The organism is Monashia sp. HAY1-2A (assembly GCF_056755315.1).
This window is the reverse complement of the sequence record NZ_JBNDHY010000033.1, coordinates 1-25,048: the sequence shown is the minus strand read 5'-3', so window position 1 is coordinate 25,048 and position 25,048 is coordinate 1. Positions and strand designations below refer to the sequence as shown.

Here is a 25,048-nt window from a genome sequence, read left to right as displayed (position 1 = left end):
GCGGCAGCCGTCACAGGTAGTCGAGGTCGAGCGCGTCGAGGCGCGCCTCGTCGGCGACGAGGTCGATGCTCACGACGTGCCCGCCCTCGACGGTGAAGGCGAAGACGACCTTCGGCACGCCGTGCAGCATCCACACCGCTCCGACGCGCCCGTCGATGGCGGCGAGCCGGGCTCCCCGGGCGCGTCCGTCGAACATCGCGGCGACGGCCTCGCGGCCGCGCAGCTCCGCCGGTGACCCCATGAGCGCGGCGGCCGCATCGGACCGGACGACGACGCCGGGGTCCAGCAGCTCGAGCAACCGGCGGAGGTCACCACCCCGGGAGGCCGCGAGGAAGGCCTCGACGACCTCCCGCTGTCGCGACCTCGCCACCCTGTCCGCGGCCCGGACCGCGGCACCGACGCGCTCGGCGTCGAGGTCGACGTCCGAGGCCCGGACCCGGCGCCGGGCCCGGCTCGCGAGCTGACGCGTCGCGGCGGGGGAGCGGTCGAGCACGTCGGCGATCTCCTCGAAGGGCAGCCCGAACAGGTCGTGCAGGACGAAGGCGAGCCGCTCGGCCGGGGCGAGCGTGTCGAGCACGACGAGCAGCGCCAGCCCCACGGAGTCGGCGAGCTCGGCCTCCCCGGCCGGGTCGGGGGCGCGCCTCCCGCCGATGGGCACGACGGTGGCGTCGCCGCCCGGGGACTCGGTCCCGGCGGTGTCCCACAGGTGCTCGCGGCGCGCCGACCGGGACCGCAGCATGTCGAGGCTGATCCGGGCGACGACGGTCGTGAGCCACCCACCGAGGTTGGCCACGTCCCCGGTGTCGGTCCGGCTCAGCCGCAGCCAGGCCTCCTGGACGGCGTCGTCGGCCTCCGTGGGGGAGCCGAGCACGCGGTAGGCCACGGCCCGCAGGTGCGGTCGGTGGTCCTCGAAGCGTCGGGCCAGCCAGTCCGGTGTCGTGTCCATCCCCGTGTCCATCCCCGTGTCCATCGCCGTGCCCATCGCCGTGCCCATCGCCGTGCCCATCGCCGTGTCACATCCTCCGTGTCTCGTCCGTCATGCCGTTGACGGGCCGCACCGGCCCGATGTGACACCGGCACCGCCGGGCACCCGACCACCCGCGAGAAGGAGCAGCCATGCCCAGCATGAACACCATCGTCTACGCCGTCACCGACCTCGAGGCCGCGAAGGCCGCCTTCACCGCCCTCCTCGGCGACCCGCACACCGACCAGCCGTACTACGTCGGCTTCACCGTGTCGGGCGTCGAAGTGGGCCTGGACCCCAACGGCAGCCGGAAGGGCCTGGCCGGTCCGCTGCCGTACTGGACCGTCGATGACATCACCGCCTCGCGTGACGCGCTCGTCGGCGCGGGGGCCACCGTCGTTCAGGAGCCGACCGAGGTGGGCGGGGGTCGGCGAACCGCCGTCGTCGCGCTGCCCGACGGGAGCCACGTCGGCATCCTCCAGGACTCCGTCGCCTGACCGGAGCATCCTCTTCGGGAACCCCGCGGCCCGGTGTCGTCGATCGTGACGGCAGCGGGCCGTCGCCGGTCCGAGGCCTGGTCGGGAGCCCGAAAACCCTTGGGCCCCAATGCTTCACCGCTCGCGGGAGGGGTGCCGGCACGCACTCCCCTGACCGCGTCGACGCGTGGCCGTGGGGGACGGCGCGGACCCCCGAGGACCCGAGGGTCTTGCGCTCTGCCGCGGGACGTGTGCAGGATGGATATGGATGTAAGCGCTTACAGACCCGGACAGGGCGACGGCACGGACTCGACGACGAGGCGGAGGTGGGCCCATGGCAGCCGAGCAGGCGGACCCCGCGCGCCGTGCCGCCGCTCCGCCCACCGCGTCCCCGACGGCCGCTGCCGCGGCTCCCGGCGGCGCGACGATCTACTCGGTCGCCGAGCGCGCCGGGGTCTCCATCGCGACGGTCTCGCGCGTCCTCCAAGGCGCCGACGTCGTGTCCGAGGCGACGCGTCGCAAGGTCCTCGACGCCGTCGACGAGCTCAACTACGTGCCGCTCGGCGCCGCCCGCAGCCTCGCGGTGCGCCACCACGAGGCGTACGGCCTCGTCCTGCCCGAGCTCAGCGGGCCCTACTACGCCGAGCTGCTCCTCGGCTTCGAGACGCGCGCCGCCGACCTCGGCCAGAGCGTCACCCTCCTGCTCACCGAGGGCAAGGCCGACGCCGCTCGTGCGGTCCGACGCCTCACCACCCGGGTCGACGCGATCGCCGTGCTCGGCTCGGCCGCCATGCCACCGGCCGTGGCCCGGGCCCTGCACGGCCGCAAGCCCGTCGTCATCATCGCGGGCGAGCCGCAGAGCGGCATCGAGAGCGTCGCCGCCGAGAACGTCCACAGTGCGGCCGAGCTCACCACCCACGTCCTCGGCCACGGCCGGCGTCGCCTCCTGTTCGTCGGTGACCCCGACGGGGCGCCCGACATCGCCGAGCGCCACGCCGGCTTCGTCGCGGCCCACCACGACGCGGGGCTCGAACCGGCCGAGCCACTCCGCGTCCCCTTCCGCGAGGCCGACGGCGAGCGCGTCGCCGACCGCGTCCTGTCCGGTGAGCTCGAGACCGACGCGCTCGTCTGCGCCAACGACGAGCTGGCCCTGTCGATCATGGCCCGGCTGCAGGACGCCGGTCGCGACGTCCCGGGGGACGTGGCCGTCGTCGGCTGGGACGACGTCATGACCGCCAGGTACGTGCGCCCGGGCCTCACGACCGTCCGGCAACCCGTCCACGAGCTGGGGGAGCTCGCGGCCGAACGCCTCCACCAGCGGGTCCAGGGGGCGCAGCCGCCGACCGAGCGCCGGGTGCTGCCGACCCGTGTGGTCATCCGTGGCTCGTGCGGCTGCGCGAGCCCGCGCTCACCGTCCGCGCCCGCGCCGCACCGTGTGCACGAGCAACCCACGCAGCATGCCCCAGAGAAAGAGAGAACACCCCGATGAGACGCACCACAGCCATCACCGTCGCGTGCATGACGGCCGCGGCCCTGACCGTGACCGCGTGCGGCCGGGGCTCCGACACCGGCGGCCCCGCCGCGGGCCAGACCGGCGCCGCCGTGAGCACCGGCAAGGCCACCGGCACCATCACCGTGTGGGCCATGGGCGCGGAGGGCGACAACCTGCCCAAGCTGGCCAAGGACTTCGAGGCGGCCAACCCCGGCGTCAAGATCCAGGTCACCGCCATCCCGTGGGACGCCGCCCACGACAAGTTCACGACGGCCATCACGGCCAACAAGACCCCCGACGTCGCCATGGTCGGCACGACGTGGATGGGCGAGTTCGCCGGCATGAACGCCCTCGACCCGACCCCCGGCCAGATCGACAAGTCCGTCTTCTTCGACGGCGCGCAGAAGACGACCGAGGTGGGCGGCACCTCGTTCGGCATCCCGTGGTACGTGGAGACGCGCGTCGTCTTCTACCGCACGGACCTGGCCAAGAAGGCCGGCTACGACACGGTCCCGACCGACTGGAAGGGCCTGCACGACATGGCCAAGGCCATGCAGACCAAGGCCGGCGCCAAGTGGGGCATCGGCCTGCAGGCCGGTGGCGAGGGGTCCTGGCAGACCCTCATGCCGTTCGCCTGGGGTGAGGGGGCCGACCTGACCAAGAACGGCGGCAAGGCCTACAACTTCGACAGCCCGCAGATGCTCAAGGCGGCGCAGTACTACCAGTCCTTCTTCACCGACGGCATCTCCGACAAGGCCGCACCCGCGACGCCGACGACCGAGCCGGACTTCGTCAGCGGCAAGGTGCCGATGTTCATCTCCGGCCCGTGGGAGATGGCCGCGGTCGAGAAGGTCGGCGGCCCCGGCTTCAAGGACAAGTACAACGTCGCGCCGATCCCGGCCGGGTCGCAGGGCTCCTCGTCGTTCGTCGGCGGCTCGAACTTCGTCGTCTTCAAGAGCACGAAGAACCGGGACACGGCCTGGAAGTTCGTCCAGTGGCTCACCGACCCGAAGGTCCAGGCCAAGTGGTACACGCTCTCGACCGACCTGCCCTCGGTGAAGAGCGCCTGGCAGGACCCGCAGCTGGCCTCGGACAAGAAGCTCGCGGTCTTCGGCAAGCAGCTCGAGACGGCCAAGGCGCCGCCGTCCTTCCCGACGTGGGAGCAGGCCGTCAAGGGTCTCGACACCGAGCTGGAGAAGATCACCAAGACCGGCGAGGACCCCGCCCAGGGGCTGAAGACGGCCCAGCAGCAGGCCGACTCCATCGGCACGGGCAGCTGAGACCATGACCGCCCGGACCGGCACGACGGGGTCTCCCACGGGACCCGTGTCGCCCGTCGCGGCGGGCGACGCGGCGGCACGTCCCGACGCGTCGCCCGGTGGGCCGTCCACCGGAACCTCCCGCCGGGCCGCGAAGGCGGTCCGGCGGGAGGGGCGGGCGGCGTGGATCCTCGCCCTCCCGTTCTGCCTCCTCTTCCTCGCCTTCACCGCGTGGCCGGTGCTCCAGTCGCTCTTCATGAGCATCACCGACACGAGGGCCCGCGACCTGCGCACCCCCTTCGCCGTCGACGTCGTCGGGTTCGAGAACTACGCCAAGGCGCTGTCCGACCCGCTCTTTCGCACCGCCGCGGGCAACACCGCCTACTTCGTCCTCGTCGGGATGCCCCTGACCCTCGTCGTGGCGCTCGCCGCCGCGGTCGCCCTCGACAAGGGCATCACCCGCTTCCGGGCCGCGTTCCGCCTCGGCTTCTACCTGCCGGTCATCACCTCGATCGTCGCGGTGGCCGTCGTGTGGCGCTTCCTCCTGCAGGACCCCGGCGGCCTCATCAACACGGCGCTCGGCTGGGTCGGCATCGAGGGACCGAACTGGCTCGGTGACCCGCACTGGTCGATGCCGGCGCTCATCCTCATGGCGTCGTGGCGCAACTTCGGCACCGCGATGATCATCTTCCTGGCCGGCCTGCAGGCGGTACCCGGCGAGCTGCACGAGGCGGCGGCCATCGACGGCGCCGGGGCCTGGAAGCGTTTCCGGCACGTGACGATGCCGCTGCTGCGTCCGACCCTGCTGTTCGTCATGGTCACGACGGCGATCGGCTACCTCCAGTTCTTCGAGGAGCCGTTCGTCATGACCAAGGGTGGCCCGCTGAACAGCACGATCTCGCTCTCCTACTACACGTACCAGCAGTTCGGCTTCGGCAACTACGCCCTCGCGTCGGCGATGAGCTACCTCATCTTCGTCGTCATCGCGGTCGTCACCGCCATCCAGTTCCGGCTGCTGCGAGAGAGGACCTGACATGTCCGTCGACACCGCACCCCGACCGACGCCGGAGGCGGGTGCCCGCCCGTCCGGGCGTTCCCGGGCCCCGCGCGCGGGCATGGTCGGCTCGGGCCAGGGCGGACGGTGGTGGCTCTACCTCGTCCTCGTCGTCGCCCTGGTGGCCGTCGTCGCGCCGTTCGTGTGGATGGTCCTCGGGTCCTTCAAGGGCGAGGGCGAGCTGCGCCAGGTCCCCCCGACGTGGTGGCCGCACAGCGCGTCCCTCGACAACTACACGCAGCTGTTCAGCAAGCTGAACTTCGGCCAGTACTTCTTCAACTCCATCGTCGTGGCGGTGGTCGTGATGGCCGGCAACCTCGTCTTCTGCTCGATGCTCGGCTACGCCTTCGCGATGCTCGAGTTCCGCGGAAAGCGTCCCCTGTTCCTCGCCGTCATGGCGACGCTGATGATCCCCGGCGTCGTGACGTTCGTGCCGCTGTTCGTCCTCGTCGCCAACGTGGGGCTCATCAACTCGCTGCCCGGCCTCTTCCTGCCGTTCCTCGTCAGCCCGTTCGGCGTGTTCCTCATGCGCCAGTTCATCCTCGGCCTGCCCCGGGACCTCCTCGACGCCGGACGCGTCGACGGCGCCGGCGAGCTGCGGATCTTCTGGCGGATCATCATGCCGCTGTGCGGTCCCGCGCTGGCGACGCTGGGCATCCTGACGTTCCTCGGCAGCTGGAACAACTTCCTCTGGCCGCTCGTCGTGGGCCAGACCGAGGACAAGTACACCCTCCCCGTGGCGCTGGCCCTCTACTCGACGGGCCAGAACAGCACCCACTACGGCCTGCTCCTGGCGGGCGCCACCGTCGTCATCCTGCCGATCCTCGTCGTCTTCCTCGTGTTCCAGAAGCGCTTCATCGAGGGCATCGCGACGACCGGCCTCAAGTAAAGGAACGGAGAACACCCGCATGTCCGACCGTCCCGGTCCCACCCCGTCCTCGACCCCGACCAGACGCAGCCTCCTCGTCGGCGGCGCCGCCGCCCTGGCCGCCTTCGCCCTCGCGCCGGCGGCGCCGGCCGGTGCCACCACCCGCACCGGCTCGGCCCCCGCCTTCCTGCGTGGCGGGCTCAACGCCCGGACGCGTGCGCTCGACGCGGCCCGCGTGCGCACGTGGGCCGCCGACACCTGGCGCAGCCTCGTCGCGATGACCGACCCCAGGACCGGCCTGCCTGCCGACAACATCCCGGAAAGCCTTGCCGCAGAGGACCGTTCGGGATACACCTCGCCGACGAACATCGGCGGCTACATGTGGTCCACGATCGCGGCCCGTGAGCTCGGCATCATCGGCCGCGGTGAGGCGTCGGCCCGGCTCATCCGGACGCTCAAGACGCTCGACCGCATGCAGCACCACGAGCCGAGCGGCATGTACTACAACTGGTACGACGAGGCCACCGGCGAGGTGCTGACGACGTGGCCCACGGACGGCAGCCGCGTCTACCCGTTCGTGTCGAGCGTCGACAACGGCTGGCTCGGCGCGGCGCTGCTCGTCGTCCGCAGCTCGGACGCCGCCGCGGCACCGTGGGCCTCCCGCATCTTCGGCCGGATGCGCTGGGACATGTTCTACGACACGAACGTGGCGCTCAAGCCCGGCCTCATCCACGGCGGGTTCTACGACGCGCCACCGCCGCCCGGGTTCTCCGGCTACACCGGCAACCACATCGGCGTCGGCCCGGACGTCTGGTACACCAACCACCACTACGACACGACGGTCTCCGAGACGCGCATCACCAGCTACCTCGGCATCCTCACCGGGCAGATCCCCGGCGCCCAGTACTACGCCATGTGGCGCACGTTCCCGGCCGGCTGCGACTGGTCCTGGCAGGAGATGCAGCCCGTCGGCGAGCACCGCACCTACCTCGGCGTCGACGTCTACGAGGGCGCGTACACCTACCGCGGCCTGCACGTCGTGCCCGGCTGGGGCGGCAGCATGTTCGAGGAGCTGATGCCCGACGTCTTCGTCCCCGAGGCCGAGTGGGCGCCGAACAGCTGGGGCCGCAACCACCCCCTGCACGTGCGGACCCAGCGCGAGCACGGCCTCGACGACGCCGGCTACGGCTACTGGGGCTTCAGCCCCTCGAGCGACCCGTTCGGCACCTACCGCGAGTACGGCGTCGACGCCCTCGGGCTCAACCCCGACGGCTACTTCTCCGACCGGGAGAAGACCAACTACGACCCCGGCTTCGGCGACTGCCGCCCCGCCACGAACCCCAACCCGACCTACGGCGACGGCGTCGTCACCCCGCACGCCGCCTTCCTGGCGATGCTGCACGAGCCCGACGAGGCGTTCACCAACCTCGCGAACCTCCAGGCGGACCTCGACGCCTACGGCCGCGGCGGGTTCTTCGACGCGGTCGCGGTGCGCTCCGGGACCGTGGCTCGTCGCTACCTGTCGCTCGACCAGGCGATGGTCATGGGCGTGGCCGGCAACGTGCTCGGACGCGACGTCATCCGCCGGAGCTTCGCGACGCCGGCCGTCGAGCGGCGCCTGCGCCCCGTCATCGGCATCGAGCAGTTCGGCGCCGGGCTCGCCTGACCGCTCGACCCGTCGGGAGCAGCCCACCGGCTCCCGACGCCGTGGCCGCCCGCCCTGCGCGGCCCCCTCACGCGGGCGGCCACGGCCCCTCTTCCGCCTCCCCTGCGTCCACCTGCACCATGAAAGGGTTCTACCCGTGCGACCCGAGACGAGCATCTCCGAGGACGGGGTCGTGTACCGCGACCTGAACGGCAACGGCCGGATGGACCCGTACGAGGATCCCCGGCTGCCGGTGGCCGACCGGGTCGAGGACCTGCTCGGCCGGCTGTCGCTGGAGGAGAAGGTCGGCCTGATGTTCCAGACCGTCATCGAGGCCGGCACGGACGGCTCGGTCCTCGAGGCGCCGGGCGCGATCAGCAAGTCGCCGACGTCGCAGGTGGTGCTGGACAAGCACCTGAGCCACTTCAACGTGCACGCGCTGGCCGACCCGCGGATGGCCGCCCGGTGGAGCAACGCGCTGCAGTCGCTGGCGGAGCGCACGCCGCACGGCATCCCGGTGACGATCTCGACCGACCCGCGCCACGCGTTCATCGAGAACGTCGGGGTGTCGTTCTCGGCCGGCGCCTTCTCCCAGTGGCCCGAGCCGCTGGGCCTGGCCGCCCTGCGCGACGCGGACCTGGTGCGCACCTTCGCCGACGTCGCCCGGCAGGAGTACGTCGCCGTGGGCATCCGCGCGGCGCTGCACCCGACGCTGGACCTGGCCACCGAGCCGCGCTGGGCCCGACAGGCCGGCACCTTCGGCCAGGACGCGGACCTCGTCACCGAGCTCGGCATGGCCTACCTCGAGGGCTTCCAGGGCCAGTCGCTCGGGCCCGGCAGCGTGGCGTGCACGAGCAAGCACTTCCCCGGCGGCGGGCCGCAGAAGGACGGTGAGGACGCCCACTTCCCCTACGGCCGCGAGCAGGTCTACCCCGGCGGCCGGTTCGCCGAGCACCTCAAGCCGTTCCCGCCGGCCATCGCGGCCGGCACGGCCGGGATCATGCCCTACTACGGCATGCCGGTGGACCTGCGGATCGACGGCGAGCCGATCGAGCCGGTCGGGTTCGGCTACAACCGGCAGATCGTCACCGGGCTGCTGCGCGAGCAGCTGGGCTACGACGGCGTCGTCGTCACCGACTGGGAGCTGGTCAACGACAACCACGTCGGCGACCAGGTGCTCCCGGCCCGGGCCTGGGGCGTCGAGCACCTGGACCCGGCCGGCCGGATGGAGCTCATCCTGCAGGCCGGGGCCGACCAGTTCGGCGGGGAGGAGTGCGTCGAGGTCCTCATCGACCTCGTGAAGGCGGGCCGGGTCACCGAGGACCGCATCGACGTGTCCGCGCGGCGCCTGCTGGCCGTGAAGTTCCGCCTCGGCCTGTTCGAGAACCCCTACGTCGACGAGGACGCGGCCGCCGCGACCGTGGGGCGAGCGGACTTCCGCGAGCTGGGCCGGGCCGTGCAGGCGCGGTCGGTGACCGTGCTGCAGAACGGCGCCCCCGCCGGTGCCCGAGCGGCCGCGTCGAACGTCACGTGCGCCGAGGCGACGCTGCCGCTTCGCCGGGGACTGCGCGTCTACGTCGAGAACCTGTCAGCCGAGGCGGCGAGCCGCCTCGGCACGGTCGTGGACCGGCCGCAGGACGCCGACGTCGCCGTCGTGCGCGTCACCGCGCCGTTCGAGCCCCGCGCGGACCTGTTCCTCGAGTCGTGGTTCCACCAGGGGTCCCTGGACTTCCCGCCGGGGCTGGTGCACCGGCTCGGCCGGCTCGCCGCCGTGTGCCCACTCGTGCTCGACGTCGTCCTGGACCGGCCGGCCGTGCTGACCCCGCTGCTGCCCGTGGCCACGACCATCGTGGCCAGCTACGGCACGAGCGACGACGCGCTCGTCGACGCCCTGACCGGCCTCGAGGCCCCGCAGGGGAAGCTGCCCTTCGACCTGCCCCGCTCCATGGAGCAGGTTCGCCGGCACGGCGAGGACGTGCCGGGCTACGACGACCCGCTCTTCCCGTTCGGCCACGGCCTCGCCGTCGAGACGGCGGCGGCTCAGCCGAGGTAGCCCTCGACGGTGCGCTCGGAGCGGACCTGAGCCTCCTCCGGGTCCTGGCCGAACTCGCGCCGGGCTCGACGCTGGCGCAGCAGGTCCCAGCACTGGTCCAGCTCGACCTCGATGCTGCCGAGGCGCGCGTGCTCGTCGTCGACGGTGATCTCGCCCTTGCCGAGCGACTCGCGCAGGGCGTGCTCCTCGTCGATGAGCGACTTGATGCGGCTCTGGATGGACACGTCGTCAGCCATGCCACAGTGTCGCACGGGGTCGATGCCCGGGCCCGAGGCTCCCGGCGTGTATCTGCGGCCGTGGGATCGGCACTGATCGGTGTGAGGGTCGCAGACCGGACCGAACCGGACTCGACCCGACGCTCCCAGCTTCGGCGGTTGGCCCGTTGTGGTACGTGAACCGTCACCCAGGGCCCGGTATCGCAGCCCCGCGCACCCGCGAACCGGGCCCTCGAGCGTTGCCCCTCACGTCCGCGCCGACGCGACGACCCTGCCGGTTCCGGTGCGGACCTCGATGGCCTCGATCTGGTCGGGGCTCAGGGCGGTCGCTCCGGTCACCCGGGAGTAGCCGGACGTCGTCGCACGCCAGGACGCCGCGGTCATGGCCTTGCCGTTGCGGTCGATGACGTAGAGCAGCAGCTCGCCCTCCTTCGGCATGTCCTCGCAGTCGATGTCGAGCTGGGTGCCCCAGCCACGGGTCACCAGGGCGACGTCGACCTTGACCGTGGAGCCCGGGGCGGCCGCGGCGACGTAGTGCGCCGTCGGCGGGGTCGAGGTGAGCATCTGCGGACCGAGCCACGCGCCGCCGGCGAAGAGCAGGACGGCGGCGGCTGCTGCCACGGCCGACAGCCAGGCCCGGCGCCGCCGGCGCCGCCGGGAGACCTCCGCCAGAAGGTCGGCCACGCCTTCGCCCCCGACCGGCGGGAGGGCCGCCGCGGGCGTCGTGTCGGCGTCCGCGAGGTGCGGCCCGCCGTCGGGCCCGGCGAGGTCGAGCAGCCGGGGGAGCCCGGACACCTGGCCGAGCTCGGCCTGGCACTCCCGGCAGGTGCGTAGGTGCTCGGTGAAGGTGCGGTGGTCGTCGTCGGACAGGCCACCGAGCACGTACGCGCCGAGGAGCACGTGCACGTCGTGCGGCCCGGGGGTCATCGGGTCACTCCCATCTCGTCGAGGATCGCGCGCAGGTTGCGCACGGCGTAGAAGGCCCGCGACTTCACGGTGCCCTCGGGCGCCCCGACGCGGACGGCGGTCTCGGCCACGGAGAGCCGGTCGTAGTAGAGGCATCGGACGATGTCGCGGTGGGCGGGCTGGAGGCGGCCGAGCGCCTCCTCGACGAGCACCTGGTCGAGCGCGTGGTCGAGGGCGGCGTCGTCCTCGGGGACGTCGACGAGCTGGGCCTGCTGCGGGCGGCGGGTCGCGGCGCGGTGCTGGTCGACGATGAGGTGCCGGGCCGTGGTGATGAGGTACGCGCGGAGGTTGTCCGCTTCGGGTGCCTGACGCCAGACGCGCAGGATGACCTCCTGGACGATGTCGTCGACCCGGTTCGCGTCGCTCGTCGCGCGCCACACGACACGCCGCAGCATCGGGCCGTGCTCGCGGTAGATCGCCGCGACGGCGTCGTCGTCGAGCGGCATGCGACGCTCACCTCCTTGCGCGTCCCGGGTCGTGCACCGTGCGACCGTCCCCGAACCGAGGACGACGCGGGTGCGCACCCGGTTCAGGGGAACCGTCTCACGTCGCCCTAGCGTGGGACCCATGGACGGCGACGACGCGCTCGAGCCGCTCGACCCGCACCCCCTGACCGGCCGGCTCTTCCCCTCCCCGGTCCCGCCGGGAACGGGCTGGCCCGGCGACCCGGCCGACGCGTCGACGCCGGTGGCGCACACCGCGGCGGAGGTGGTGCTGCTCGCGCGGACGGCGGCGTCCGTGCCCGAGCTCGACGCGCGCGTCAGCGTGTGCCGGGCCTGCCCGCGTCTCGTCCACTGGCGGGAGTCCGTGGCGCGCGCCGGCCGGCGGGCCTCGTTCGCCGACCAGCCGTACTGGGGACGCCCCGGTCCCTCCTTCGGGGACCCGAAGGCCCGCGTGCTCGTCGTCGGTCTCGCCCCAGCGGCCAACGGCACCAACCGCACCGGTCGGATGTTCACCGGCGACCGCTCCGGTGACTGGCTGTACGCCGCGCTCCACCGCGCGGGTTTCGCGAACCAGCCGACGGCGGTGTCGGCCGGGGACGGCCTCGAGCTGACCGGCCTGCGCATCGTGGCCACGGTGCGGTGCGCTCCACCGGCGAACAAGCCGACGACGCAGGAGAAGGCGACGTGCGCGCCGTGGCTCGACCGCGACCTCGAGCTCGCCGAACCCCACGTCGAGTCGCTCCTGGCCCTCGGGTCGATCGGCTGGGACGCAGCGCTCGGGGCCGCCCGACGCCGCGGCTGGGCGGTGCCCAGGCCCAAGCCACGGTTCGGCCACGGTGCCGAGGCGCGACTCGTCACCGCGTCGGGCCGGGTGGTGCGGCTCGTCGGCAGCTACCACGTCAGCCAGCAGAACACCTTCACCGGCAAGCTGACCGAGGCCATGCTCGACGAGGTGCTCGCCAGACTGTGAGGGGCCCGTCACGCCTACGCTGTCGAGCATGGAGACGATCAGCATCCCGTGCCCGACGAAGGGGTGCGGCGGCACCGTGACGGTGACCGCCGAACCCGTGCACGGCGGGACCGCGTGGCGCGTCGGTCGGCAGGACGGGGAACCTGCGCTGGCCTGCTCCAACGGATGCGCCTCGCCCGCGGACCTCGAGCATCCCGTCCTTCGCGAGCTGCAGGCCGGCTGAGGAGGCCCAGGTGCCGGGTGCCTCCGCGCGAGAGCCCGGCCCATCCCCGACGGCCCACGATCGAGCGCCTGCCGAGCCCAGGCCGTCGGTTAGCGTGGAGACATGTCCGGGCAGCCGTACTGGGAGAGTGCCGTCGAGCGGCAGATCCGCGAGGCGCAGGAGCGGGGCGAGTTCGACAACCTGCCCGGGGCGGGCAAGCCGCTCGACCTGCGCGACTCCGGCGACCCCGACTGGTGGGTCAAGCGGTTCGCCGAGCGCGAGAACCTCGACCTCGGCGATGCGCTGCCGGGGCCTCTCGCGCTGCGCAAGGAGGCTGCCACCTACCCCGGCGCACTGGCCGACGTGCGTACCGAGCAGCAGGTGCGCGAGATCGTCGAGGACTACAACAGGCGGGTGCTCGCCGACCGGCTCCGGCCCGTGGTCGGCAACCTGCCACCGGTGCTGGCGCGGACGCTCGACGTCGACGAGATGGTCGCCGCCTGGCGGGTCCTGCGCGACGAGCGCGAGGAGCAGCTGCGCCGCGCTCGCGCCGAGCGCGAGGCCGCCGCCGCGGCTGCCCGCCCGCCCGCGCGCTCGTGGTGGTCGCGCCTCTTCGGCCACGGCTGAGGCGGCTTCCTCCTCGGCGTCCCCACCTGACGCGGCACCCACAGCGGTTCGGGGCACGAGCAGCGGTTCGGGGCAGGCGCCGGTCGGGTCCGCGCCGCCCGTGCCCCGAACCGCAGCCCCTCGAAGCGGCCGGTCAGCCGGTCGGCCGGTCAGCGGACCGCGGTCGGCAGGAAAGGCGCCCGGTGTGACGCTCAGAGCTGTCGGCTGCTGAGCACGAAGCTGCGGTCGATCTTGAGACGGCCGCCCTCCGGCACCAGCGTGAAGTCGGTCCGCTCGAGGTACGTGCGACCGTCCTTGTAGTCGTAGCGCAGCGTGGCCACGACCGAGGACGGGGCCGATGCGTCGACGCTGCTGACGCGGACGCGCGCGATCGCGCCCCAGAAGCGGTCGTAGGTCCGGCGGTCCCCGGCAGTCGTCGTGCGATAGCGCGGCGTCAGCAGTGCCCAGCCGGCGTCGGTGTCGCCCGGCAGCACGGCGTAGTAGTCCCGGATCGCCCCGGCCAGCTCGGCGGCGGTGGGCGGTCCGGATGACGCCGTGCTCGCGGACGGACGCGTCGGCGCCGGTCGGGACGTGCTCGGGGTCGTCTTGGGGGTCGTCGTGGGGGTCCGTGCGGTGGACGTCGGCCGAGATGTGGTCCGGGGTGGCGACGTGGCCGGCGTCGAGGACGAGGTGGCCGAGGACGACCCGCCCGGGTTCGGCGCCAACGTGGTCAGCGGGCCCTCGCGCGTGACGAGGACCAGGACGAGGACGAGCGCTGCCAGCACCGCCGCAACCCCGAGCACCAGCAGCGCCGGTCGGCGGTGCCGACGGTCGGGCGGCTCCTCCGCGAGCTCGCGCGCTGTGTCGGGCGCTGCATCGGGCGGGACGGGCCGGTCATCGGGGTCGGGTGCGACTGGCAGGACGGCGGTGTGGCCCACCGGGGCGTTCTCGGACGCTGGGCCGTCGGCCGCGTCGGCCGCGTCGGCTGCGTCGGCCGCGAAAGCCACGGTGTCGCCCGCGCCGCGGGCGACGGCGGCCAGGGCCGCCGCGGCCTCCGCCATGAGCGGCCGCGCCTCGGGGTCGGCGGCGAGCATGCGGACGAGGACGCGCTCCAGGGGCCCGGCGCGACGCGGAGGGTCGATGCGGCCCGAGGCCACCTGGTGCAGCAGGGCCATCGGGTTGTCGCCCACCCCGAAGGGCGGCGTGCCCTCCACGGCGGCGTACAGGGTGGCCCCCAGCGCGAAGACGTCGGCGGCCGGCGTCGACTCCTCGCCCCGTGCGACCTCGGGCGCGAGGTAGGCCGGCGTGCCGGTCAGCAGCCCGCTCACCGTGAGCGAGGCGTCGCCACGGCCGCGGGAGATCCCGAAGTCCGTGAGCAACGGCGTCCCGGTCGTCGTCAGCAGGATGTTGCCCGGTTTGACGTCGCGGTGCACGATACCGGCCTCGTGGGCCGACGCGAGGGCTCCGGCGATCCCGGCACCGATGCGGGCCGCTTCGCGCGGATCGAGCGTGCCGTCGGCCGCGAGGACCTCGTGCAGGCTGCGGGAGGGCAGGTACTGCATGACGAGGCAAGGCGCACCGTCGGCGTCCACCACGTCGTAGACCGGCACCGCGTTCGGGTGGTGCAGGCGCGCCGTGATCCGCGCCTCCCGCATCGCACGCTCGCGGGCAAGGTCGGCCTCGTCCTGGGGGAGGCCGACCGGCGCATGCAGCCGCTTCAGGGCGACCGCCCGGCTCAGCCGCTCGTCCCAGGCGAGCCACACCTGGCCCATGCCTCCGGACCCGAGTTGGTCGAGCAGGCGGTAGCGCCCCGCGACGACGTCTCGTTCCTGGCTCACTGCTGGCAGTCCCTCTCGTCGGCCAGAGGAGTCCTACCCCGCCCGGCCGCGTCGCACACGCGTCCGGGCGTCCGCGGCCGCCGGTTCAGTCCTCGTGGTGCCCGACGAGCGGCACGAGGTCCGCGACTGAGTCGACGACGCGGCTCGGCCGGTACGGGAACCGCTCGATCTGGTGCTTCTGCGTCGACCCGGTGAGCACGAGCACCGTGCGCAGGCCGGCCTCGAGGCCGCTGATGATGTCGGTGTCCATGCGGTCACCGACCATGACGGTCGTTTCGCTGTGCGCCTCGATGCGGTTGAGCGCGCTGCGCATCATGAGCGGGTTCGGCTTGCCGACGTAGTACGGCTGGCGCCCGGTGGCCGTCGAGATGAGTGCCGCGACCGACCCCGTGGCCGGCAGCTTGCCCAGGGCGCTGGGGCCGCTCGGGTCGGGGTTGGTCGCGATGAAACGGGCGCCGTTGTCGATGAGCCGGATCGCCCGCGTGATCGCCTCGAACGAGTACGTGCGGGTCTCTCCGAGCACGACGTAGTCGGGGTCGCGCTCGGTCATGACGAACCCGATGTCGTGCATCGCGGTGAGGAGCCCCGCCTCGCCGACGACGTAGGCGCTGCCGCCGCCGCGCTGGTCGGCGAGGAACTGGGCCGTGGCGAGCGCCGAGGTCCAGATCGCCTGCTCGGGAACGCGGATCCCGCTGAGTCGCAGGCGTGCCGCAAGGTCGCGCGGGGTGAAGATCGAGTTGTTCGTCAGGACGAGGAACCGCTTGCCCGACGCCTCGAGGGCTGCGATGAACTCGGCCGCTCCGGGGATGGCGTCCTCCTCGTGGACGAGGACGCCGTCCATGTCGGTGAGCCAGCTGTCGACGGGCCGGTGATCAGTCATGGGCCCATTGTGGTGGCTGGTGCCCTGGGGCCCCGGGGACGCGCTCAGGACGCGGACGCGGCAGCCGCGGCACCCCGGGCGATGACGAGGTCGACGCGGTCGGCGTCGAGGACGTGCTGGATGACCATCGTCGCGGCCCCGATGACCGCGGCCTGGACCCCGGTCGAGGCGACGACGATCTGGAGGCCGCCCGTCGCGAGCGGCAGCGACCGCCCGTAGACGACCTCGCGGACCCCGGCGACGAGGCTCTCACCGGCCTGGACGAGGGAGCCGCCGATGACGATGACCTCGGGGTTGAGGAGGCTGACGCACGTGGCCAGCACCTCCCCGATGGTGCGCCCGGCCTGGCGCACCGCGTGGGCCGTGGGCACGTTGCCGCCGCGGACGAGCTCGACGATGTCGGCGTTGCTCTCCGCCGCGATGTCGAGCTGCCTGAGCGACCTCGTGATCGCGGGCCCGCTCGCCACGGCTTCGAGGCACCCGGTGTTGCCGCAGGAGCAGAGCACGTCCGGTGCGTGGGGCGCAGCGACGTGTCCCAGGTCGCCCGCGGCCCCGACGGCGCCGCGGTGGAGCCGGCCGCCGCTGATGATGCCCGCGCCGATGCCGGTGGCGACCTTGACGAAGAGGAGGTGCTCGACGCCGGGATGGGCCGTGGCGTGCTCGCCGAGAGCCATGATGTTGACGTCGTTGTCGACGAGGACGGGCACGTCGAAGGACTGGCGCACGCGGGCGGGCACGTCGTAGCCGTCCCAGCCCGGCATGATCGGTGGGCGCATCGGCCGGCCGGTGGAGTGCTCGACGGGCCCCGGCAGCCCGATGCCGATGCCGATGAGGTCGGACGCGTCACGGCCGGTGCCCTCGAGGAGGCGCTGGGTGGCGTCGACGAGCCAGTCGAGGACGGCCTCCGGCCCGTCCGTGATGTCGAGGGGTTCGGCGATCTCGCGAATCGGCTTGCCGCTCAGGTCGGTCAGGGCGACACGACCGTGGGTGGCGCCGACGTCCGCACCGATGACGATGCGCGCCTCGGGGTTGAACGCGAAGCGCACCGGGGGACGCCCGCCGGTGCTCGCCGCCTCGCCGCTGGGAGCGAGCAGGCCGGTGGCGAGGAGGGCGTCGACGCGGGCGCCCACGGTGGAGCGGGCCAGGCCCGTCAGCTTGGCCAGCTCGGCGCGGGTGCGGGGCGTCTCGTCGCGGAGCAGCTGGAGCAGCTCGCCCGCGCCGCTGGCGCCGAGGGCGTGGGGCGACGACGACTCCGGATGGCGCACCCTTGAAGTCAAGCACATGCAGCTTCGACGCGCCATGTGCGCGGCTTTCGCGTCTCACGCCAGAAACTTTTGCTTGACCGGCCGACAAAAGTGGTCCACGGTGTGCCCATGGAATCTCGACGGCGAGATGGAGCCGACGCCCCGCTGCTGCGGATGACCGGCGTCGTCAAGCGTTTTCCCGGGGTCGTCGCCCTGGGCGGCGTCGACCTCGACGTGCGACCGGGCGAGGTGCACTGCCTCCTCGGCCAGAACGGCGCCGGCAAGAGCACCCTCATCAAGGTGCTGGCCGGCGTCCACGAGCCCGACGAGGGCGGCATCGAGTGGGACGGCACGCCGGTGACCCTCCACCATCCCCAGGCCGCGATGGACCTCGGCATCGCGACGATGTACCAGGAGCTCGACCTCGTCGAGGGCCTCACCGTCGCCGAGAACATCTACCTCGGGCACGAGCCGACGCGCCTCGGGTTCTCCCAGCGCAGCACCGCCCGGCGCGGCGCCGCCCGCCTGCTCGCCCGCCTCGGTCACCGCGAGATCTCGCCGTCGGCCGAGGTCGGCACGCTCTCGGCCGCCTCGTGCCAGATCGTCAGCATGGCCCGCGCGCTGTCCCGCGACGCCCGCCTCATCATCATGGACGAGCCGTCCGCCGTGCTCGACGCCGGCGAGGTCGACCAGCTGTTCGCCGTCATCCGCGAGGTCACCGCGCAAGGCGTCGCCGTCGTCTACATCTCCCACCGGCTCGAGGAGATCCGCGAGATCGGTGACCGGGTCACGGTCCTCAAGGACGGCCGCACCGTGGCCACCGGGCTCGACGCCGAGGAGACCGGCACGCAGAAGCTGATCCGGCTCATGACCGGCCGCTCCATCGAGTACGTCTTCCCGGACAAGCCGGCCGTGCCCGAGGCCGAGCCCGTGCTCCGCGTCGAGGGCCTCTCGCGCACAGGCGAGTTCACCGACGTGACCTTCGACGTCCGGCCGGGTGAGGTCGTCGGCCTCGCCGGGCTGGTGGGGTCGGGCCGGTCCGAGATCGTCGAGACGATCTTCGGGGCGCGCCGTGCCACCGGGGGCCGCGTCCTCGTCGACGGCCGGCCGGTGCGTCCCGGCTCGGTCGCCGCCGCCGTCCGCGCCGGCATCGGACTGTGCCCCGAGGAGCGCAAGAGCCAGGCACTCGTCCTCGGCGCGTCGCTCGCCTCGAACATCAGCCTCGCCACCCTCGCGCGCTTCTCCCGCGGTGGGCTGCTCGACGGCGACGCCGAGGTGGCGGCTGCCGAGGAGCTCATGGAGTCGCTCGACGTCCGGCCGCGCGGCGTGCACCGCGAGTCGCGGACCCTGTCGGGTGGCAACCAGCAGAAGGTCGTACTCGCGCGCTGGCTGCTCCGCGGCTGCCGCGTCCTGCTCCTCGACGAGCCCACCCGTGGTGTCGATGTCGGCGCCCGGTCCGAGATCTATGCCCTCGTGCGCCGGCTCACCGACGAGGGCGTGGCCGTCGTCGTCGTCTCGAGCGAGATCCCCGAGGTGCTCGGGCTGTCCAACCGGGTGCTGGTCCTCGCCGACCGCACCGTCCGACACGAGGGTCCGGCCGACGAGCTCGACGAGCACGCCGTCCTCGACATCATCCTGAAGGGAGACGCGGCATGAGCGCCGACGTCACGAAGGTCGACCAGACGCCGGGAACCGTGGGGGCGGGGGACGACGGCGACCAGCAGGAAGCCAAGGGTGGCCCGGCCGTCGGCGGTGCCGCGGCCCGGCCGCGTGGAGGCCTCACCGGCTTCCTGTCGGGGCCCGCCGGCCGCAGCGCGGGCCTCGTCCTCGCGCTCCTGCTGCTCGTCGTCGTCGGGATCCTCACCGGCGGTGACCGCTTCGCCAGCCCCGACAACGCGTTGACGATCCTGCGCCTCGGGTCGGTCATCGGCGTCGTCAGCGTCGGCATGACCTTCGTCATCTCGGGTGGCGGCATCGACCTGTCGGTGGGGGCCATCGTCGCGCTCTCGTCGGTGTGGGCGACGACGGTCGCCACCCAGGCGATGGCGGCCGACGTCCACTGGGTCGTCATGGTCTTCGCGGCCGTCGCGGTCGGCGCCGGCTGCGGCCTCGTCAACGGGGTGCTCGTCGCCTACGGACGCATAGCGCCGTTCATCGTCACCCTGGCGATGCTGGCCGCGGCGCGCGGCCTCGCCGAGATCATCGCCAAGCGCCGCACCCAGATCGTCCGCGAGCGCGGCTTCATCGAGTTCTTCGGCGGCAGCGTGCTCGGCGTCCCGGTCCTCGTCATCCTGTTCGCGATCGTCGCCGTCATCGGCTGGGTCCTGCTCAACCGCACCACCTTCGGGCGCCGCACCCTGGCCATCGGCGGCAACGCCGAGGCGGCCCGGCTCGCGGGCATCCGCGTCCAGCGGCAGACCATGTACCTCTACGTCCTGCTCGGCGTCGCCTGCGGCATCGCGGCCGTCATGATCATGGCCCGCACGACCACCGGCACCTCGACCCACGGCCAGCTCTACGAGCTCGACGCCATCGCCGCGGTCGTCATCGGCGGCACGCTCCTGTCGGGCGGGCGCGGCACCGTGGTGGGCACCGTCCTCGGCGTCCTCATCTTCACGACGCTGACCAACGTCTTCACCCTCAACAACCTCGACACCTCGACGCAGGCGGTGGCCAAGGGAGCCATCATCGTGGCCGCCGTCCTGCTCCAGCAGCGGGTCTCCCGCACGAGGTCGACCTAGCCCGGACCGGGGCACCCCCGCGCCCGGTCTCGCCGGCCGGCACGGACGGGACCGTCCTGCAGGGGAACCCAGCACCACCGACCTCGGGTCACCGGGTCGCACGGCAACTCACACCCTCAACACCGCTCACATAGGAGTCAGCGTGTCTGCATCACTTCGTCACACCCAGCGCGTCGCCGTCGTGGCGATCGCCATGAGCGCCGCCCTCGTCGCAGCCGGCTGCACGAGCAACGACCCGGCCACGACGCCGGCGGCCTCGACCCAGCAGGCCGCCGGCAACGCCGCGAGCGACAACGACGCCCCGGGCAAGAAGGTCACCATCGGCTTCTCCGGTCCGGCGGCCGACCACGGCTGGCTCGGTGCGATCAACAGCGCCGCGCAGGCCGAGGCCAAGAAGCACGGAGACGTCGAGCTCAAGGTCGCCGAGGGCACCAACGACGCGTCCCTGCAGATCAGCCAGATCGAGACCTTCATCAACGACAAGGTCGATGCCATCGTCCTGCTCCCGACCGACGGCGCGGCCCTCACCGAGGTGGCGACCAAGGCGATGAACGCGGGCATCCCGGTCATCAACGTCGACCGCGAGTTCTCCAGCCCGTTCGCGGCCCGCGCGACGGTCCTCGGCGACAACTACGGCATGGGCGTCTCGGCCGGCACGTACGCGTGCACGCTCGTCAAGGACAAGAACCTGTCCAACCCGGTCATCGCCGAGATCGCCGGCATCGACTCGCTGCCGCTGACACAGGACCGGAGCAAGGGCTTCGCCGACGCGCTCAAGGCGTGCGGCCAGACGGTCGACAACCGGGTCGCCGCCGAGTTCACCGTCGAGTCCGGCGAGAAGCAGATGTCCAACCTGCTCCAGGCCGCACCGAAGATCGACATCCTCTGGAACCACGACGACGACCAGGGCGTCGGCGTCATGGCCGCCCTCGACCAGGCCAACCGCCACGAGATGGCCTTCATCGGCGGCGCCGGCTCGGCCAACGCGATGCGCTGGATCCAGGAGGGCAAGATGGAGGCCACCGTCCTCTACCCGCCGACCCAGGCGGCCGACGGCATCAAGCTCGCGCGTCTCATCGCGCAGGGCAAGGGCATCAGCGACCTCGTCCAGGTCGAGGTGCCGCGACGCATCGTCCTCAACGCCCCCGTGGTGACGAAGGCGAACGTCGAGCAGTACCTCCCGCTCGGCTTCGAGTCCTGACCGTACGGGGCCCGCGCCGCGCCGACCGGTGCGGCCCGGGTGCCCCACACCGCCAACGCCCGAGATGAGGACGTCATGACGACCGCACCAAAGCCCACCCTCGGGGTGGGGATGATCGGCTACGCCTTCATGGGCCGGGCCCACTCGCAGGCCTGGCGCAACGCCCGCAGCTACTTCGACGTGCAGGTCGACCCGCGCCTCGTCGCCGTGGCGGGGCGCAACGCCGCGGCCGCCAAGGACACCGCGGACCGCTTCGGCTGGGGCGAGGTCGAGACGGACTGGCGGCGCCTGCTCGAGCGTGACGACATCCACGTCATCGACATCTGCACCCCCGGCGACACCCACGCCGAGATCGCCGTCGCGGCGCTCGAGGCCGGCAAGCACGTCCTGTGCGAGAAGCCGCTGGCCAACAGCGTCGGCGAGGCCGAGGTCATGGCCACGGCCGCCGAGGCGGCCCGCGCCCGGGGCGTCCGCTCGATGGTCGGGTTCACCTACCGGCGTGTCCCGGCCGTCGCGTACGCGCGGCAGCTCGTCGCCGAGGGACGCATCGGGCGCGTGCTGCACGTCCGGGGCGCCTACCTGCAGGACTGGCTCACCGACCCCGAGTCACCGCTGACGTGGCGCCTCCAGAAGGACCGCGCCGGGTCCGGCGCCCTCGGCGACATCGGGGCCCACATCGTCGACCTCGCCCAGCACGTGACGGGGGAGACCCTGACGGGGGTGTCGGCACTGACCGAGACCTTCGTGCGCGAGCGGCCGGTCTGCGACCCCTCGCTCGTCGCCATGAACGGCATCAGCGGGACCGCCGGCGCGAACGGCTCGGCCACCCGTGGTCCGGTCACCGTCGACGACGCCGCCGTCCTCGTGTCGCGTCTGAGCGGCGGAGGGCTCGCCACGTTCGAGGCGACCCGGTTCGCCACCGGGCGCAAGAACGCGATCCGCCTGGAGGTCAACGGGACCCAGGGATCGATCGCGTTCGACTTCGAGGACATGAACGTGCTGCACGTCTTCGACAACGGCAGCCCGTCGCGCGACGCCGGGTTCACCCGCGTGCTCGTCACCGAGGCCGACCACCCGTGGGTGGCCGCGTGGTGGCCGCCCGGGCACGTGCTCGGCTACGAGCACGGCTTCACCCACCAGGCGGTGGACTTCCTCACCGCCGTCGCCGCGGGCGCCGACCCGCGGCCCTCGTTCACCGACGGGCTCCAGGTGCAGCGGATCCTGTCGGCCGTCGAGACCAGTGCGGAGCGGGAGGGGTCCTGGACCCCGATCGTCGGGGCCCGCACGGCGTCTCCCCTTCCCTCCTGACCGCGGGGGTCATCGCGCCCGCCGTCCTGAAAGGAGATCCGGCTCGACCCCCGCACCACCGTCTCTGTCACACCCGAAGGAGCATCCTCACATGCACGACAACGACGTCAAGCCGCTGAAGCTCGCCAAGGGCCTCGGCCTCAACCGACGCCAGTTCATGGCGGCCTCGACCGGGATGGCGGCCGCGGCCGCCCTCACGGCGGCCTCGGCAGGCACCGCCACCGCGGCCCCCGGCGCCAACGGCGTGGTGGTGCCACCCGGCAAGCGCGGCATCATCCTCTACACCGTCCGTGACGCCATCTCGCGCGACCCGGCCACGAGCCCCTTCGCCTCCGGCTTCAAGGCGGTCTTCGAGGAGCTCGGGCGCATCGGTTACAAGCAGGTCGAGTTCGCCGGCTTCAACCAGCACGCGAACGCCCCCGGCGGCAACGTCAACAACGTCGCCGGTGCCCAGCTGCTGCGCACGTGGCTCGACGACAACGGCCTCGAGGCCGAGGGCAACCACGGCACCATCCCGTCGGTCGTCAACGACGCGACGCTCGCCCAGTTCGACGCCGCCTGCGAGGTCGCGAACATCCTCGGCATGCAGCACATCGGCACCGGCTCGGACCCGACCGGCTCCGCCTACGTCGCCGACTGGGCCGCCGCTGCCGAGCGGTGGAACGTCCTCGGTCGTCGTGCGGCCTCACACGGCCTCAAGCTGTACACGCACAACCACGACATCGCGTACAGCTTCCTGCTCGACAGCGGCCCGCTCGACGCCCTGGGCCGTCCGACCCGCTCGTCGGGCATCCGCCGGCTCGAGTACTTCCTGGCCAACACCGACCCGGAGTACGTCTACCTCGAGATGGACATCTACTGGGCGCACGTGGCCAAGTTCAAGCACACGGCCTACACGGCGCCCGACGGCACGGCGGTCGCCTCGGTCTTCAACCCGCTCGGCGTCGTCCAGGCCCAGCCGATCCGCTTCCCGCTGTTCCACGCCAAGGACGGCGACTCGCGGCCCGACCTGGCCAACGGCTACGAGATGGTCCCCTTCGGCACGGGTGACATCGACTACACGACGTTCCTCAGCTCGACCGGTGCCAAGGGTTACCACAACCCGATGTACGAGCAGGACACCGCTCCCGGCGGCGCGGCCAACCCGGGCCAGTCGCTGGAGTTCGCGCGGATCAGCTACGAGAACATGGCCGCCCTCCGCGGCTGAGGCCCCGGCGCGTCGGAACAGCAGTACGCCGACCCCCGGGGAGTGCATGGCCGTTGCAGCGGCGCGCTCCCCGGGGACCGGCTTCGCCCGTCTCTGTCAAGAAGGACGTACCGATGAATGCTACAAGTCGTTCCAGAGGCCGGAGGGCGGTTGCGGCAACTGCCGCGGCCGTCCTGGCCCTCACCACCCTCGGCGGGGTGCTCGCGTCCCCGGCGCTCGCCCACGACGGCGTCGACCACGGCGACGACCCCGCCCTCGACTGGTCCAACTACGAGAAGATCACGCTCACCAAGGACACCGGCGAGCCGATCGACCTCGCCGTCCTGCCCGACCGTCGCGTGCTCACCACCGCCCGCAACGGCGACGTGCGCCTCGTCGACCCCGACACCGGCGTCACCAAGGTCGTCAACTCCGTGCCGGTCTACAACAACTCCGAGGACGGCCTGCAGACCGTCACCCTGGACCCCGACTTCGCGACGAACAAGTGGGTCTACCTCTACTACGCGCCCAAGACGATGACGGCGCCGTACGTCACGAGCACCCCGACGGGCTCGGCCCCGAACACCCTGCCCGCCGGGGCCGACGCGTCGTACTGGGACCAGTGGAAGGGCTACAACCAGCTCAGCCGCTTCAAGTGGGACGACGCCGCCGACAAGCTCGACCTCTCGAGCGAGCAGGTCATCCTCAAGGTCGAGACGAACCGCGGGCAGTGCTGCCACGTCGCCGGTGACGTCGACTTCGACGGCGACGGCAACCTCTACCTCTCGACCGGTGACAACACCCCGGCCAGCACGCCGGGCGCCAACGGCATGGCACCGAACAACGACGCGCCGGGCATGAACCCCGGCTTCGACTCGCGTCGTGGGGCGGGCAACACCAACGACCTGCGCGGCAAGATCCTGCGCGTCCACGTCGAGGACGACGGCAGCTACACGATCCCGGCCGGCAACCTCTTCCCGCCCGGCACGGCCAAGACGCGCCCGGAGATCTTCGTCATGGGCGTGCGCAACCCGTTCCGCATGGACGTCGACCCGGGCACGAACTCGGTGACGTGGGGCGACTACGGCCCCGACGCCGGCGCGGCCGACCCGCAGCGCGGCCCGATGGGCTACGTCGAGTGGATGACGACGGCGATCGACCGGCCGGTCAACGGCGGCTGGCCGTACTGCCACGGGCCGAACGCCAACTACAACGAGTGGAACTTCGCGACGGCCACGCCCGGCCCGTGGTTCGACTGCAACGCCGGCGCGCAGAACAACTCGCGCTGGAACACCGGCCTGCCTCAGGTGCCGCCGGCCACGACGGCCACGCTCTACTACGGCGACCGGTCCACCGACCAGCCGTGGCCCGAGCTGACCGACTTCGACCCGCAGGGCGGCCAGGGCCCGATGGGCGGCCCCGTCTACCACTACGACG

23 protein-coding genes are annotated in these 25,048 nt (G+C 72.5%); 16 read left to right on the top strand and 7 right to left on the bottom strand.

Annotation, left to right across the window (positions count from 1 at the left end; all coding sequences use genetic code 11):
- Positions 1–10 precede the first annotated feature (10 nt).
- On the bottom strand, positions 11–1,006 hold the full coding sequence (locus tag ACPYOM_RS07095) for a sigma-70 family RNA polymerase sigma factor (protein WP_481345427.1): 996 nt from the start codon (positions 1,004–1,006) through the stop codon (positions 11–13).
- A 110-nt stretch (positions 1,007–1,116) separates the two neighbouring features.
- On the opposite strand from ACPYOM_RS07095, the gene ACPYOM_RS07090 reads away from it, so the two are divergent.
- From ACPYOM_RS07090 to ACPYOM_RS07060, 7 genes are all read left to right on the top strand, one after another.
- Positions 1,117–1,461 carry a VOC family protein gene (locus tag ACPYOM_RS07090; protein WP_481345426.1) on the top strand — a complete coding sequence of 115 codons (345 nt, stop codon included), beginning with the start codon at positions 1,117–1,119 and terminating at the stop codon, positions 1,459–1,461.
- Positions 1,462–1,774: 313 nt separating this feature from the next.
- Complete coding sequence (locus ACPYOM_RS07085; RefSeq protein ID WP_481345425.1) at positions 1,775–2,929, top strand: LacI family DNA-binding transcriptional regulator; 1,155 nt, start codon at positions 1,775–1,777, stop codon at positions 2,927–2,929.
- Positions 2,926–4,212: a sugar ABC transporter substrate-binding protein gene (locus ACPYOM_RS07080; protein WP_481342406.1), complete on the top strand. Its 1,287-nt coding sequence runs from the start codon at positions 2,926–2,928 to the stop codon at positions 4,210–4,212. Before ACPYOM_RS07085 ends, ACPYOM_RS07080 begins: the two co-directional genes overlap by 4 nt.
- Before the next feature lie 4 nt (positions 4,213–4,216).
- A complete protein-coding gene (locus ACPYOM_RS07075) occupies positions 4,217–5,224 on the top strand; it encodes a carbohydrate ABC transporter permease (RefSeq protein ID WP_481342405.1) in 1,008 nt (335 codons plus the stop codon).
- A 1-nt stretch (position 5,225) separates the two neighbouring features.
- Positions 5,226–6,134 (top strand): carbohydrate ABC transporter permease, encoded by a 909-nt coding sequence (locus ACPYOM_RS07070; protein ID WP_481345424.1) that lies wholly within the window; start codon positions 5,226–5,228, stop codon positions 6,132–6,134.
- 19 nt (positions 6,135–6,153) lie between these two features.
- Entirely contained in the window at positions 6,154–7,779 is a 1,626-nt protein-coding gene (locus ACPYOM_RS07065; protein ID WP_481345423.1) for a glucoamylase family protein, read from the top strand.
- A 136-nt stretch (positions 7,780–7,915) separates the two neighbouring features.
- Positions 7,916–9,811 carry a glycoside hydrolase family 3 protein gene (locus tag ACPYOM_RS07060; RefSeq protein WP_481345422.1) on the top strand — a complete coding sequence of 632 codons (1,896 nt, stop codon included), beginning with the start codon at positions 7,916–7,918 and terminating at the stop codon, positions 9,809–9,811.
- Here the strand turns inward: ACPYOM_RS07060 and ACPYOM_RS07055 are convergent.
- The 3 genes from ACPYOM_RS07055 to ACPYOM_RS07045 form a co-directional block, all read right to left on the bottom strand.
- Positions 9,799–10,047 (bottom strand): DUF2630 family protein, encoded by a 249-nt coding sequence (locus tag ACPYOM_RS07055; protein WP_481342401.1) that lies wholly within the window; start codon positions 10,045–10,047, stop codon positions 9,799–9,801. The two genes, ACPYOM_RS07060 and ACPYOM_RS07055, sit on opposite strands and share 13 nt — an antisense overlap.
- A gap of 225 nt (positions 10,048–10,272) precedes the next feature.
- Positions 10,273–10,953: a zf-HC2 domain-containing protein gene (locus tag ACPYOM_RS07050; RefSeq protein WP_481345421.1), complete on the bottom strand. Its 681-nt coding sequence runs from the start codon at positions 10,951–10,953 to the stop codon at positions 10,273–10,275.
- Positions 10,950–11,438 carry a sigma-70 family RNA polymerase sigma factor gene (locus tag ACPYOM_RS07045; protein ID WP_481345420.1) on the bottom strand — a complete coding sequence of 163 codons (489 nt, stop codon included), beginning with the start codon at positions 11,436–11,438 and terminating at the stop codon, positions 10,950–10,952. The genes ACPYOM_RS07050 and ACPYOM_RS07045 overlap by 4 nt, the downstream gene beginning before the upstream one ends.
- 121 nt (positions 11,439–11,559) lie before the next feature.
- Between ACPYOM_RS07045 and ACPYOM_RS07040 the strand changes: the two genes are divergently transcribed.
- From ACPYOM_RS07040 to ACPYOM_RS07030, 3 genes are all read left to right on the top strand, one after another.
- Entirely contained in the window at positions 11,560–12,405 is an 846-nt protein-coding gene (locus ACPYOM_RS07040; RefSeq protein ID WP_481345419.1) for a uracil-DNA glycosylase, read from the top strand.
- A gap of 28 nt (positions 12,406–12,433) precedes the next feature.
- Complete coding sequence (locus ACPYOM_RS07035; protein ID WP_481343266.1) at positions 12,434–12,628, top strand: hypothetical protein; 195 nt, start codon at positions 12,434–12,436, stop codon at positions 12,626–12,628.
- Between the two features lie 102 nt (positions 12,629–12,730).
- Positions 12,731–13,234 carry a DnaJ family domain-containing protein gene (locus tag ACPYOM_RS07030; protein WP_481345418.1) on the top strand — a complete coding sequence of 168 codons (504 nt, stop codon included), beginning with the start codon at positions 12,731–12,733 and terminating at the stop codon, positions 13,232–13,234.
- Between the two features lie 191 nt (positions 13,235–13,425).
- On the opposite strand, the gene ACPYOM_RS07025 is transcribed toward ACPYOM_RS07030, so the two are convergent.
- The 3 genes from ACPYOM_RS07025 to ACPYOM_RS07015 form a co-directional block, all read right to left on the bottom strand.
- Entirely contained in the window at positions 13,426–15,051 is a 1,626-nt protein-coding gene (locus ACPYOM_RS07025) for a serine/threonine-protein kinase (RefSeq protein ID WP_481345417.1), read from the bottom strand.
- An 85-nt stretch (positions 15,052–15,136) separates the two neighbouring features.
- Positions 15,137–15,931: an HAD-IIA family hydrolase gene (locus tag ACPYOM_RS07020; RefSeq protein ID WP_481343269.1), complete on the bottom strand. Its 795-nt coding sequence runs from the start codon at positions 15,929–15,931 to the stop codon at positions 15,137–15,139.
- 44 nt (positions 15,932–15,975) lie between these two features.
- Complete coding sequence (locus ACPYOM_RS07015) at positions 15,976–17,214, bottom strand: ROK family transcriptional regulator (protein WP_481343274.1); 1,239 nt, start codon at positions 17,212–17,214, stop codon at positions 15,976–15,978.
- Between the two features lie 90 nt (positions 17,215–17,304).
- Between ACPYOM_RS07015 and ACPYOM_RS07010 the strand changes: the two genes are divergently transcribed.
- From ACPYOM_RS07010 to ACPYOM_RS06985, 6 genes are all read left to right on the top strand, one after another.
- The gene (locus tag ACPYOM_RS07010) at positions 17,305–18,831 is read left to right on the top strand and encodes a sugar ABC transporter ATP-binding protein (protein WP_481345416.1); all 1,527 of its coding nucleotides are present in this window, start codon (positions 17,305–17,307) and stop codon (positions 18,829–18,831) included.
- Complete coding sequence (locus tag ACPYOM_RS07005; protein WP_481345415.1) at positions 18,828–19,916, top strand: ABC transporter permease; 1,089 nt, start codon at positions 18,828–18,830, stop codon at positions 19,914–19,916. Before ACPYOM_RS07010 ends, ACPYOM_RS07005 begins: the two co-directional genes overlap by 4 nt.
- A gap of 142 nt (positions 19,917–20,058) precedes the next feature.
- Positions 20,059–21,117, top strand: coding sequence for a substrate-binding domain-containing protein (locus ACPYOM_RS07000; protein WP_481343272.1), 1,059 nt, complete (start codon positions 20,059–20,061; stop codon positions 21,115–21,117).
- Positions 21,118–21,192: 75 nt separating this feature from the next.
- Entirely contained in the window at positions 21,193–22,425 is a 1,233-nt protein-coding gene (locus ACPYOM_RS06995) for a Gfo/Idh/MocA family protein (protein ID WP_481345414.1), read from the top strand.
- Between the two features lie 91 nt (positions 22,426–22,516).
- Positions 22,517–23,632: a sugar phosphate isomerase/epimerase family protein gene (locus ACPYOM_RS06990; RefSeq protein ID WP_481345413.1), complete on the top strand. Its 1,116-nt coding sequence runs from the start codon at positions 22,517–22,519 to the stop codon at positions 23,630–23,632.
- Positions 23,633–23,829: 197 nt separating this feature from the next.
- Positions 23,830–25,048, top strand: a 1,219-nt coding sequence (locus tag ACPYOM_RS06985) for a PQQ-dependent sugar dehydrogenase (RefSeq protein ID WP_481345412.1), incomplete at its 3' end; no start/stop codon positions are given.